The 12088-nt window shown below is 54.9% G+C and carries 10 protein-coding genes and 2 tRNA genes; 1 reads left to right on the forward strand and 11 read right to left on the reverse strand.

Going from position 1 to position 12088, the window contains the following annotated elements; all coding sequences use genetic code 11:
- Positions 1 to 36: 36 nt before the first annotated feature.
- From hflC to nnr, 9 genes are all read right to left on the reverse strand, one after another.
- Complete coding sequence (gene hflC, locus MUU47_RS03725; protein WP_258986811.1) at positions 37 to 1041, reverse strand: protease modulator HflC; 1005 nt, start codon at positions 1039 to 1041, stop codon at positions 37 to 39.
- Positions 1042 to 1043: 2 nt separating this feature from the next.
- On the reverse strand, positions 1044 to 2321 hold the full coding sequence (gene hflK / locus MUU47_RS03730) for an FtsH protease activity modulator HflK (protein ID WP_159774988.1): 1278 nt from the start codon (positions 2319 to 2321) through the stop codon (positions 1044 to 1046).
- 80 nt (positions 2322 to 2401) lie between these two features.
- Complete coding sequence (gene hflX, locus MUU47_RS03735) at positions 2402 to 3682, reverse strand: ribosome rescue GTPase HflX (RefSeq protein ID WP_258986812.1); 1281 nt, start codon at positions 3680 to 3682, stop codon at positions 2402 to 2404.
- 74 nt (positions 3683 to 3756) lie between these two features.
- Positions 3757 to 4068, reverse strand: coding sequence for an RNA chaperone Hfq (gene hfq / locus MUU47_RS03740; protein WP_110510933.1), 312 nt, complete (start codon positions 4066 to 4068; stop codon positions 3757 to 3759).
- A 122-nt stretch (positions 4069 to 4190) separates the two neighbouring features.
- Positions 4191 to 5141: a tRNA (adenosine(37)-N6)-dimethylallyltransferase MiaA gene (gene miaA, locus MUU47_RS03745; RefSeq protein WP_258986814.1), complete on the reverse strand. Its 951-nt coding sequence runs from the start codon at positions 5139 to 5141 to the stop codon at positions 4191 to 4193.
- A complete protein-coding gene (gene mutL / locus MUU47_RS03750; RefSeq protein WP_258986815.1) occupies positions 5134 to 6993 on the reverse strand; it encodes a DNA mismatch repair endonuclease MutL in 1860 nt (619 codons plus the stop codon). Before mutL ends, miaA begins: the two co-directional genes overlap by 8 nt.
- Positions 6994 to 7003: 10 nt before the next feature.
- Positions 7004 to 8344: an N-acetylmuramoyl-L-alanine amidase AmiB gene (gene amiB, locus MUU47_RS03755; protein WP_258986816.1), complete on the reverse strand. Its 1341-nt coding sequence runs from the start codon at positions 8342 to 8344 to the stop codon at positions 7004 to 7006.
- A 16-nt stretch (positions 8345 to 8360) separates the two neighbouring features.
- Positions 8361 to 8822, reverse strand: coding sequence for a tRNA (adenosine(37)-N6)-threonylcarbamoyltransferase complex ATPase subunit type 1 TsaE (gene tsaE / locus MUU47_RS03760; protein WP_258986817.1), 462 nt, complete (start codon positions 8820 to 8822; stop codon positions 8361 to 8363).
- Positions 8791 to 10341 carry a bifunctional ADP-dependent NAD(P)H-hydrate dehydratase/NAD(P)H-hydrate epimerase gene (nnr, locus tag MUU47_RS03765; RefSeq protein WP_258986819.1) on the reverse strand — a complete coding sequence of 517 codons (1551 nt, stop codon included), beginning with the start codon at positions 10339 to 10341 and terminating at the stop codon, positions 8791 to 8793. The genes tsaE and nnr overlap by 32 nt, the downstream gene beginning before the upstream one ends.
- Here nnr and queG point away from each other — a divergent pair.
- Positions 10340 to 11479: a tRNA epoxyqueuosine(34) reductase QueG gene (gene queG / locus MUU47_RS03770; protein WP_258986822.1), complete on the forward strand. Its 1140-nt coding sequence runs from the start codon at positions 10340 to 10342 to the stop codon at positions 11477 to 11479. The two genes, nnr and queG, sit on opposite strands and share 2 nt — an antisense overlap.
- A gap of 272 nt (positions 11480 to 11751) precedes the next feature.
- On the opposite strand, the gene MUU47_RS03775 is transcribed toward queG, so the two are convergent.
- Positions 11752 to 11827, reverse strand: a tRNA-Gly gene (locus MUU47_RS03775).
- 157 nt (positions 11828 to 11984) lie between these two features.
- Positions 11985 to 12060: transfer RNA gene (locus MUU47_RS03780), tRNA-Gly, on the reverse strand.
- Positions 12061 to 12088: the final 28 nt, after the last annotated feature.

Consider the following 12088-nt stretch of genomic DNA (forward strand, 5'->3'; position numbering starts at 1 on the left):
GCGGTGGTTTTTTAACTAAAGCAACTGCCCGAGAGTTTAGCGCGTTGCGCTGCTCGGCGTCTTCATGTAGCGGAAGAAATCACTGTCCGGACTTAACACCATCACGTCTTGTCCAGAATTGAAGCTCGCCTCATATGCACGCAGGCTACGGATAAAGGCGTAGAAATCCGGATCCTGACTGAAGGCATCAGCAAACAGTTTTGCTGCTTCTGCATCGCCTTCACCGCGGGTGATGCGCCCCTGACGCTCAGATTCTGCCAGCGTTTTCGTCACTTCATAATCGGCTGCTGCACGCAGTTTTTCTGCCTCTTCCTGACCTTGTGAACGATGGCGACGGGCAACCGCTTCACGCTCTGCGCGCATACGGTTGTAAATCGCTTCCGACACTTCCGCTGGCAGGTTGATTTGCTTGATGCGAACATCAACCACTTCAATCCCTAATGCCGCCATGCTGTTCGGGTTGATCACCGGCACTTTACCGTTGGTTTCCGCAACTACGCGTTCTGCTGCTTCAGCGATAGCGCTGTCTGCTGCAGGCGTGGCCACTTCGTCATCTCCGCCGGAAGAACCAGAGTTCAGCGCGTCGCGCACTTCGATGGTCAGACGACCACGGGAATCGGTCACGATGTCTTTCACATCCAGACGACCAATTTCAGAACGCAGACGGTCAGAGAACTTACGTTTCAGCAGCACTTCTGCCTGGGAGACGTCACCGCCGCCGGTTGCCAGATAGTAACGGCTGAAATCGCTGATACGCCATTTGATGTAGGAATCGACGATCAGGTCTTTCTTCTCTTTGGTGACGAAGCGATCGGCCTGGTTGTCCATGGTCTGAATGCGCGCATCCAGCGTTTTAACGGATTCAATAAACGGCACTTTGAAGTGCAGACCTGGCGCGTACACCAGCGGTTTATTTTCATCGTCACGAACGACTTTACCAAATCGCAGCGTGATACCGCGCTCACCCTCTTTCACCACAAATACTGACGTGTAGAGGCCTACCAGCACGATGATAATTAACGCAATTACTGATTTACGCATCGTTATTCCCCCTGACGCTGGTAGTCGTTACGCTGCGCATTCGCACGGCGTTGGTCCATGATATTGTCATCGCTTGATGCCGGTGCGTTGCTATTGCTGCTGGCGCTACTGCTCGAACTGGAGGCTGGTGGCAGGCGCAACAGACTGTTGGCACCACTGCTGTCATTCTTTTTTGCAGGTGCGGCACTGCCACCTTTCAGCATCTGGTCAAGCGGCAGAACCATCAGGTTGCCCCCTTTATCATTGACCAGCACTTTACGGGTATGGCTCAGCACTTTTTCCATGGTTTCGATATACAGACGTTCACGGGTAATTTCCGGTGCAGCTTTATACTCAGGCAGCAGTTTCGAGAAGCGCGCCACTTCACCCTGTGCTTCCAGGACAGTCTGCGTTTTATACGCACGCGCTTCTTCGAGAATACGCTGCGCCTGACCGTTCGCACGTGGCTGAACTTCGTTGGTGTACGCTTCGGCTTCACGGATGTACTGCTGCTCGTTCTCACGGGCAGAAATCGCATCATCAAATGCGGCTTTCACTTCTTCCGGCGGACGTGCAGCCTGGAAGTTGACGTCCAGAAGGGTGATGCCCATGTTGTACGGCTTGATGGTCTCTTCCAGCTCACGCTGGGTATCGCTACGAATAACGGTACGACCTTCCGTCAGAATACGGTCCATGGTGTATTTACCGATAACACCACGCAGGGCGCTGTCGGTTGCCTGACGCAGGCTGTCATCCGGGCTGGTGACGCTGTACAGGTATTTCTGTGGATCGGTGATGCGGTACTGCACGTTCATTTCAACGCGCACCACGTTTTCATCCGAGGTCAGCATCACGCCGGAAGCCGCGAGTTCACGAACCGCTTCCACGTTGACCGGAGTGACTTCATCGACAAACGTCGGCTTCCAGTTCAGACCAGGCTCAACCAGGTGACTGAATTTACCGAAGCGCGTCACTACGCCGCGTTCTGCTTCTTTAATGGTGTAGAAACCACTCGCCGCCCAGATGATGACCACAGCCGCGGCAGCGATGCCCACGATGCGTCCACCCATTGGCGCGCGCGGCCCTTGAGAAGAATTATTACTGCCGCCGCCTGAACCACCTTTACCGCCGCCTAAACCGCCGAGCTTTTTACTCAGCTTGCGGAAGATATCATCCAGATCAGGGGGCCCCTGATCGCGACCACCTTTGTTTCCATTTCCCCCAGAGTTGCCGCCTTGATTATTGCTGCTTCCCCACGGGTCGCGGTCTTGTCCGTTATTACCGGGCTGATTCCACGCCATGTATATGCTCCATATTTGTTATGCGGTGTATACCCTTTTTACCGGGTATAAAGGCGAATAATCTTCAGGCTAGCTGGCTGTCAGACTACGTAGTCCACCAGCGCAGGTTCTTGCTTACAGAGGCGACGCCAGTCCACGATCGGCAGTCGAACTTCCAGACCGACGCTACCGTCCTCCTCCATCCACTCTTTTTCTATCGCCTGAAGCTGATAAAAACGGCTTCGTAAACGCCCTTCCTGTGGAGGTAAACGCAGCGTGTGCTGCGCCACTTCACCGGAAAGTCGTTCAGTTAAAGCCTGGAAAAGCAGTGGTACACCCACCCCGGTCTGCGCTGAGAGCCAGACCCGAATCGGTTTATTTTCTTCATCCCGGTCGATACGCGGCTCAAAATCTTCCAGCATATCTATCTTGTTCATCACCAGCAGCATGGGGATCTCGTCGGCCTCGATTTCCTCGAGAACAACATTCACTGCATCAATGTTTTCCTGCACACGCACATCAGCGGCGTCAATCACATGCAGTAACAGCGTCGCCTGACGCGTCTCCTGCAATGTTGCTTTAAACGCGGCCACTAAATCGTGTGGCAAATGGCGAATAAACCCAACGGTATCCGCCAGTACGGTTTCGCCGACATCAGCGACGTTAATCCGGCGCAGAGTGGGGTCGAGCGTCGCGAACAGCTGGTCCGCGGCATACACCTGTGCTTGAGTTATCTGATTAAATAACGTCGATTTTCCGGCGTTGGTGTAGCCCACCAGCGACACGGTTGGAACATCGGCTTTGGTACGCGAACGGCGTCCTTGTTCACGCTGCTTTTCTACTCTCTCCAGACGAGAGAGGATTTGCATAATACGATTACGCAGCAAACGACGGTCAGTTTCGAGCTGGGTTTCACCCGGGCCGCGCAAACCAATCCCGCCTTTCTGTCTTTCAAGGTGGGTCCAGCCACGCACCAGACGCGTCGCCAGATGGCGCAGCTGCGCCAGCTCAACCTGCAGTTTCCCTTCATGAGTACGTGCACGTTGAGCAAAAATATCGAGAATAAGACCCGTACGATCGATAACCCTGCACTCGCACAAACGCTCCAGGTTTCGCTCCTGGGCCGGACTTAATGCATGGTCGAATAAGACAACGGACGCCCCCGTTGTTTTCACGGCTTCCGCAATTTCGACAGCCTTACCTTCACCAACATAATACTTTGGGTGCGGCGCTTTACGGCTACCGGTAATCACCTGCATTGCTTCGACACCGGCGGAAGAGACCAGGGCTTCGAACTCCTGAAGGTCTTCCATATCTTTGTCTTGCGAAAAATAGATGTGTACCAGCACCGCCTGCTCACCGGCATCATAACGGTCAAACAAGCGTAATATCTCCTAAAAGACCAGCGGGGAACCGAACAAACTGGCTCCCCGACATGGAAAAACAGCCATCAACCTTATTCGGTTTCGTCACTGTCTTGCGGCGCAGAAGAAGACTGCGCGTTGCTACCGTGATGGTAGTTACTACCAGTACTGCCGCCCGCGGCGTTGTTGCTATGATGAGAGACCGGACGAGACGGAACCACCGTAGAAATTGCGTGCTTATAGACCATCTGGCTGACCGTGTTTTTCAACAGGATCACGAACTGATCGAAAGACTCAATTTGACCTTGCAGCTTAATACCATTCACCAAATAAATAGAAACTGGAACACGTTCCCGACGCAGTGCGTTCAGAAACGGATCTTGTAAAGATTGCCCCTTAGCCATTCTCTTTTCCTTATATGCTTGTTTTACCCACGGTTTTCAGGGAGTTACCCACAAACTTCGGGCTTGTACTTAGAACCTTGCGATTCTGAAAATTGCGCACGATACGTCTTAATTTTACACGTTCAGCCAAGACCCGCACCAACAACCTTTAATACATCGTTGAACGCCTGTTCAGGTTGTTCACTGTCTAACCAATGAACACCTTCCCAACCGCGCAACCAGGTTACCTGGCGCTTAGCCAACTGTCTCGTGGCGCAAATACCTCTATAAACCATTTCATCATATGAGATTTCGCCTTCAAGATATGACCACATCTGGCGGTATCCCACACAACGAACGGAAGGCATGTCCGTATGCAAATCTCCACGGGCAAAAAGCGCCCGAACTTCTGCTTCAAAACCTGAAGCCAACATCTGATGAAAACGCTGCTCGATGCGTTGATGGAGCAGTTCACGGCTCGCCGGGGCGATGGCGAACTGATGCACCGTGTACGGCAGAGCCTCTCCTGACGTTTGCGTCAGTTCCGTTAAAGTTTTACCCGAAATGAAAAAAACTTCCAGTGCCCGGGAAAGTCTTTGCGGATCATTTGGATGAATACGCGCGGCAGCAACCGGATCAATCTCCTGAAGTTGCTGATGCAGCGCATTCCATCCCTGCTCTGCTGCTTGTTGCTCAATTCTGGCTCTGACGTCCGGATCTGCCGACGGTAACGGCGACAACCCTTCCAACAACGCCTTGAAATACAACATCGTACCGCCCACCAACAGCGGGATTTTTCCTGCTGCGGTGATCTCCGCCATCTCGGCCAGCGCATCGCGGCGGAAATCTGCGGCAGAATACGCCTGGCTCGGGTCGAGAATATCCAACAACCGGTGCGGTGCAGCGGCAAGCTCCGCCGCATCCGGTTTCGCGGTCCCGATATCCATCTCTCGATAAATGAGGGCGGAATCCACGCTAATCAACTCTACGGGCAAAACTTTACGCAACTCAATGGCTAACGCGGTTTTACCGGAGGCCGTTGGCCCCATCAAAAATATGGCCTTTGGCAGGCTTGCCTCTGTTACATCACTCATTTTTAAGGGCATTCATCGCCGTAATCAGATCAACGGGTTGTAACAGGCCACCCGGCGGAGCTTTTACCAGCTGCGGACAGAGACGTTCGACATCTGTCAGCACGGCAATTGCCTGCGCCATATTCCACTGCGCATGTTCGCTTGCGAGGTTACGCGCCAGCCACTGCGCCAGCGTTCCCGCATCGAAAGTTGATTGCTGCGCGAGGTAGCCTATCAGTTCAGGAATCAAGATTTGTAAATTTTGTTGTCTTAAGGGTAAAGGCACCGCACGCACGGTCACATGCTGGCTTTCTGATTGAATATCAATGCCTAATTGCCCTAATACCGTCAGGGACTTTTTCAGCGCCGCCTGTTCATCTGCGGAAATTTTTAACCGCAGAGGAATGAGCAGCGGCTGTGCGCAAACCGCGGTACTGTCCGGCGAAAGCTGTGCCTGACGTAACCAGCGCTCGGCCACCGGCAATGCCAGTAAGCTCAGTTTTCCATCACGTTCCAGCAGCGCCCGGTCACCCGCCACGATGGTCAGCACTCGACCAAAGCTGCTGCTGTGGCCAGCCAGGCTTTCAGCCACTGGCGTGGAAACAGCTTTACGTTCAGCAACTGGCGTATCCAGAAGCTGCTTATACAGCGCGCCCTGCTGTTTCTGATAGCCCGGCTGCGCATTTGGCCACATAGCACCGCCTTCAGCCCGCGCATTACCGCCAGAAGAAGAGGCGCTATAGCGTGGAGCCGCAGGTTCCCGGGCGACAGCCGGTTCCGCAAAGTGATTGCGCCCCGCCGCGACGCGGTTTTCCGGCAGTGCACGCGGCGCGGGTTGTTCATCTTCATCTGCCAGCGGCAGCGGGGCGTCCATCTGCTGTTGCAGCACGCTCACCACGCCCTGATAGATAAAGTCATGTACCAGCCGCGACTGGTGGAAACGCACCTCGTGTTTGGCCGGATGCACGTTCACATCCACCTGATGCGGATCGATAGTCAGATAAAGCACGAACGCTGGCTGCTCACCCGCGCCAAGCTTGTCTTCACAGGCCTGACGAATAGCGTGGTTGATCAAGCGATCGCGCATCATGCGGCCATTGACGTAGCAATACTGAATTTCAGCGAGCTGGGCGTTGGTGTGCTGCGGGTCTGCCACCCAGCCGTGCAGGGCTAAATCGCCATGCTGCCACTCGATAGCCAGCGCCTGTTCCACAAACGGCGTGCCGCAGATAGCGGCCAAACGGCGTTCTTTCTGCCCGTCCTGGGCTACGGCGCGATACTGACGCACCATTTTTCCGTTGTGATTGAGATTGATAGTGACGTCAAAACGGGCCAGCGCGATTCGGCGAATCACCTCGTCGATATGGCTGAATTCCGTTTTTTCTGTGCGCATGAATTTGCGGCGCGCCGGGGTGTTGTAGAACAGATCCAGCACCTCAAGCGTGGTGCCCACAGGATGTGCGGCGGGTTTCACCGTCACGTCCATGTCGCGCCCTTCGGCGTAGGCCTGCCAGGCTTCCTGCTGCTCAGCAATGCGAGAGGTCAGCGTCAGACGCGAAACGGAGCTGATACTCGCCAGCGCTTCGCCACGGAAACCGAGACTGATAATGGCTTCCAGATCGTCGAGCGAGGCAATCTTGCTGGTCGCGTGACGCGCTAACGCCAGCGCCAGTTCGTCTTTTTTAATGCCACAGCCGTTATCACGAATGCGGATGAGCTTCGCCCCGCCGCGTTCGATGTCAATATCGATACGGGTCGCGCCCGCATCCAGACTGTTTTCTACCAGCTCTTTCACCACCGACGCAGGTCGTTCCACCACTTCGCCAGCGGCAATCTGGTTCGCAAGCTGCGGCGGCAGAACCTGAATCGGCATGAAGCGCTCCTTAATTAATTAACGTCCCGCCGGGGCCAGACGCGCTGGCCGTTTGCGAGGCTTCGCCGCGCGGCCCGCTCTGCAGCGGATGCGCGTTAAAATAGTTGCGCAGCCCGTTATAAATCGCCTCGGCGATCTGCTGCTGATAGTCGTTGCTACCCAGTAAACGCTCTTCACCACCGTTACTGATAAAACCGGTTTCGACGAGGATAGACGGGATGTCCGGCGAGCGTAAAACGCCAAGACTGGCGTGCTCAGGACGGCGCTTATGAATGTTTCCGACGCGCTGGAGCTGGCCCAGGACATCAACCGCCACATCATACCCGACGCGTTGGGAATGGCCGAATTGTAAATCCAGCACTGCCTGGCTCAGATACGGGTCAGACTGGCTGTTAGCCAGCACGTCACCCGCCCCGCCGAGCAGTTCAGACTGCTTCTCGTGCTGCTCCAGCCAGCCTGCCATTTCGCTGTTCGCACGACGGTTGGACAGTACCCAGACCGACGCGCCCGTGGCGTCGCGGTTTGGCGCGGCATCCGCATGGATGGAGACCAGGAAGTTGGCATTCTGCTTACGCGCCACGTCCGAACGGCCCATGACCGAAATGAAGTAATCGCCATCGCGGGTCAGCACGCCTTTAAACATCGGGTCGTCGTTCAGCAAGGTGCGCAGTTTGCGGGCAATCGAAATGGTGACGTTTTTCTCTTTAGTTCCGCCCGGTCCGATGGCGCCAGGATCCTGACCACCATGACCGGCGTCGATGGCGATGATCACTTTATCGCCGCTGACGCTGCTTGTGCGGGACCGTGCGGGACGCGTTTCGGTGTTGCTGCTGGTCACGCTGGTCATTCTGTCGTTTTGCAGTTTAAACGGGTTACGTGCCGGCTCGACCTGACGAGGAGCGGCGGCTGCAACGACTGGTGCTTCCACGCGTTTCGCGACGACCGGAGGAGGTGGTGGTGGCGGTGCATCTGCGTTAATGGTGAAGACGACGGTGTAGTTTCCGCCGCTTTGTTGTTTCACCGCGCGTGTCTTGCCGTCGCCGGTTAAATCAACCACCAGGCGCAGGGACTGTGCGTCCTTCGGCGTGCCGGAACGAATGCTTTTGACCAGATTGTTACCGCTGAAATTGAGCGGCAAACCCTGGATAACACCGGTTTGTTTGATATCGAGCGCGACGCTGCGTTTTCCTTCCTGCGAGAAGGAGTAATCAGGATCGCCCATAAAACTGAACGTAATACGGGCCTGTTTATCGCCATTGGATACCTGAATATCGGATAAACTTGCCGCCGTTGCCTGCAAACTAAACAGCATCATGCCGACAACCCACCAACTTTTAACGCGATGCATCATCCCGTCATCCCTCAGGTTAACTGGCCAAGTGTGCCAGTAAAGACTCACCCAGTGAGGAGACTGCCGTCACGCGCGCCTCTCGCCCTTGTGCCTGGTACTCCAGGTGAATTTCGACATCCGGTTCAGGCAACACACCCGCGCCCTGTTGCGGCCATTCCACCAGGCAAATGGCATTGTCAGCGAAGTAATCGCGGATCCCCATGAATTCAAGTTCCTCAGGATCCGCAAGGCGATATAAATCAAAGTGGTACACCATCAAATTTTCGAGGGTATACGGCTCAACCAGCGTATAAGTCGGGCTTTTGACGTTGCCTTTGTGGCCCAGCGCTTGCAAAAATCCGCGGCTGAAAGTGGTTTTCCCGGCGCCCAAATCGCCGTAGAGATAAATGACGGTTGCGCCTGTGCAGGCCCCGGCAATGCGGTTGCCGAGATCTAATGTTGCCTGCTCATTGGGTAAGGGAATCACTCGATTTATCATGGTTTACGTCAATCACATCCGGGTTAACAACACGCCTGAGCGCGGAAAAAAGATCGGTGGCAAGCATGCCGCGGGTTCCAGACTGCGCGGCCAGTACGTCAGCCGCTGCGCCATGCGCGACACAGCCTGCGCAGGCAGCATCATACGGTGAGAGATGCTGGCCTAGCAACGCGCCGATAATACCTGATAGCACATCGCCCATCCCACCGCTGGCCATGCCTGCATTTCCGGCATCGACAATCGCGATGCCGTGTTCATTATCAGCAACAACCGTACCTGCGCCTTTCAGCACGGCGACCCCGCCGTACCGTTTTACCAGACGTTGCGCAGAAAGTAAGCGATCGCTTTCAATTTCTGCCACGCTGCAATTCAGCAACCGGGCGGCCTCGCCGGGATGCGGCGTCAGTACGCGATTGTGACGTTTATCGGGGTTGATTGCCAGAAGGTTCAGCGCATCGGCATCCCAGAGCATCGGCTTACGAAGGTTCTCCACTTTGCGTAACGCCTGCTTGCCCCACGACTGTTGTCCAAGCCCGGGACCAATCACTACTACGTCGGCCCATTCCAGACCGTCATCCAGGCTTTGAGCAGTGAGTTCATGCACCATCAATTCCGGGCGCGCAGTCACGATCGGCGCGATATTTTCGACGCGAGTCAGCACCCGCACCAGCCCGGCCCCGGCACGCAGCGCTGCCTCGCCAGCCATGCGAATGGCACCCGCAGTACCGTGATCGCCGCCAATAATCACCAGCTTGCCGTGAGAGCCTTTGTGCGACGTAGGACGGCGCGGCGGTAACCACTGCCCCAACTGGCTGGCATCTACGCGTTGAAGCTGCGTGGTTTGCGCATTCAGCCACGCTTCGAGGCCCAACGCATGATGATGCAACGCCCCCGTCACGTCCCGGGCTTTGCCGGTTAACAGGCCCGGCTTTAGAGCGATGAAGGTGACTGTTCGGGCGGCGTGGATAACCTCTCCCGGCGTCGCACCCGTTTGGGCAAGCAGGCCAGAAGGGATATCGAGCGAAATAACAGGGGCAGGATGGGAGTTGGCGCGAACGATTAGCGCGGCAATGGGCGCACGAGGGCTGCTGGTTAATCCGGTGCCCAACAGGGCATCAACAATTAAATCGACGCCGTCAGGCCAGGCGATATCGTGGGCGTGAATCACGCCACCGGCGTTGAGCCACGCGGTCCGGGCTTCGATGGCTTCTTCAGGAAGCGGTTTCTCACTCTCCTGCGCCAGCAGCGTCACCTGAATACCCGCCGCCTGCGCCAGTCGCGCCACGACGTAGCCATCGCCACCGTTATTACCGTGACCGCAGAGGATAAGCCAATGTGTTGTCGCAGAATGATAGCGGCGCGCAACGGTGAAAGCGGCCTCGCCTGCGCGTTGCATCAATTCATAGAGCGTCAGACCGAGCGCATCGGCGGCCTCTTTTTCAGCGCGACGCAGGTCATCCGCAGACCAGATGGTGTGTGGTATACTTTCGGGGTTACTCGTCATTGTATGGTCCGTCATGTCACAGCCCCTCGATCTCAACCAATTAGCGCAAAACATCAAACAGTGGGGCACCGAGCTGGGCTTTCAGCACGTCGGTATCACCGATACCGATCTCAGCGCCAGTGAACCCGAACTGCAAGCATGGCTGGACAAACAGTACCATGGCGAAATGGAGTGGATGGCGCGCCACGGCATGATGCGTGCCCGCCCTCATGAACTTCTGCCCGGTACGCTGCGCGTAATAAGCGTGCGGATGAACTATCTGCCCGCCAATGCGGCGTTTGCCAGCACTCTGAAAAACCCGTCACTTGGCTACGTCAGCCGTTATGCCCTTGGGCGTGATTATCATAAGCTGTTACGTAACCGCCTTAAAAAGCTCGGCGAAAAGATTCAGGAACAGTGTGCCTCGCTGAATTTTAGACCTTTTGTTGATTCCGCGCCTATTTTGGAACGCCCGATCGCTGAAAAAGCCGGGCTCGGCTGGACAGGTAAGCACTCACTTATTCTCAGCCGCGATGCAGGTTCGTTCTTTTTCCTCGGCGAATTGCTTATCGATCTGGCTTTACCCATTGATAAACCAGTGGAAGAAAACTGTGGCCGCTGCGTGGCCTGCATGACCATCTGCCCCACTGGCGCCATCGTTGAGCCATACACCGTCGACGCCCGCCGCTGCATTTCCTATCTGACTATCGAACTGGAGGGTGCCATCCCGGAAGAGTTTCGGCCGTTGATGGGCAATCGCATCTACGGATGCGATGACTGCCAGCTGATTTGTCCGTGGAATCGATACTCGCAGCTCACCAGCGAAGAGGATTTCAGCCCGCGTAAGGCGCTGCATGCGCCAGAGCTTATCGCGCTGTTTAGCTGGAGTGAAGCCCATTTCCTGAAGGTCACCGAAGGATCGCCTATTCGGCGAATCGGTCATTTGCGTTGGCTACGAAATATTGCCGTCGCGCTGGGAAATGCTCCGTGGGATGAACACAATATTGACGCGCTGGAGAGTCGCAGAGGTGAGCACCCACTTCTCGATGAGCACATACAGTGGGCGGTTACGCAGCAAATAGACAAGCGAAATGCCTGCGTGGTTGAGGTGCAGTTACCGCAAAAACAACGTCTGGTGAGAGTGATTGAAAAGGGTCTACCGAGGGATGCATGATTCATTCACAGGGTGTGAATAAAAATAAAAACACATTGAAATTCAAGGGTGCCAAATTCGTCAAGTGATCGTGATAACAATTTGAAATCTATTTTTATTGTTATATATCAATAAGTTGAAAGTTTACTATTCACACTTCGAAGCATTTTGAATTTGCAGACAAAATCGCATGGCTGTGGATAAGTCTGTTTACAAGAGTATTTCAGAGAAAATAAAAATCGTCCCCAACGTCATTAAACGCTGTGGATAAGAGGATTTGATTGAAGAAAATTTGGAGCGGGAAACGAGACTCGAACTCGCGACCCCGACCTTGGCAAGGTCGTGCTCTACCAACTGAGCTATTCCCGCTTAATCTTTGTCTTTCACGCTGCTACTGCGTTGGCTACTTTCACTCACCTTAATCACTTACTTTTGTAAGCTCATAAGGATTCGCTCATTTGCCGCCTTGTCGCAACCTGAAATCCTGCGATTGGTGATGCATGTATCTTGCGATACTTTCAAATTTTGGAGCGGGAAACGAGACTCGAACTCGCGACCCCGACCTTGGCAAGGTCGTGCTCTACCAACTGAGCTATTCCCGCTTAGGTGACGCTGGTGCATGTATCTTGC

Origin of the sequence: Scandinavium hiltneri (genome assembly GCF_024764835.1) — a bacterium.
In the GTDB taxonomy this organism is placed as follows: Bacteria; Pseudomonadota; Gammaproteobacteria; order Enterobacterales; family Enterobacteriaceae; genus Scandinavium; species Scandinavium hiltneri.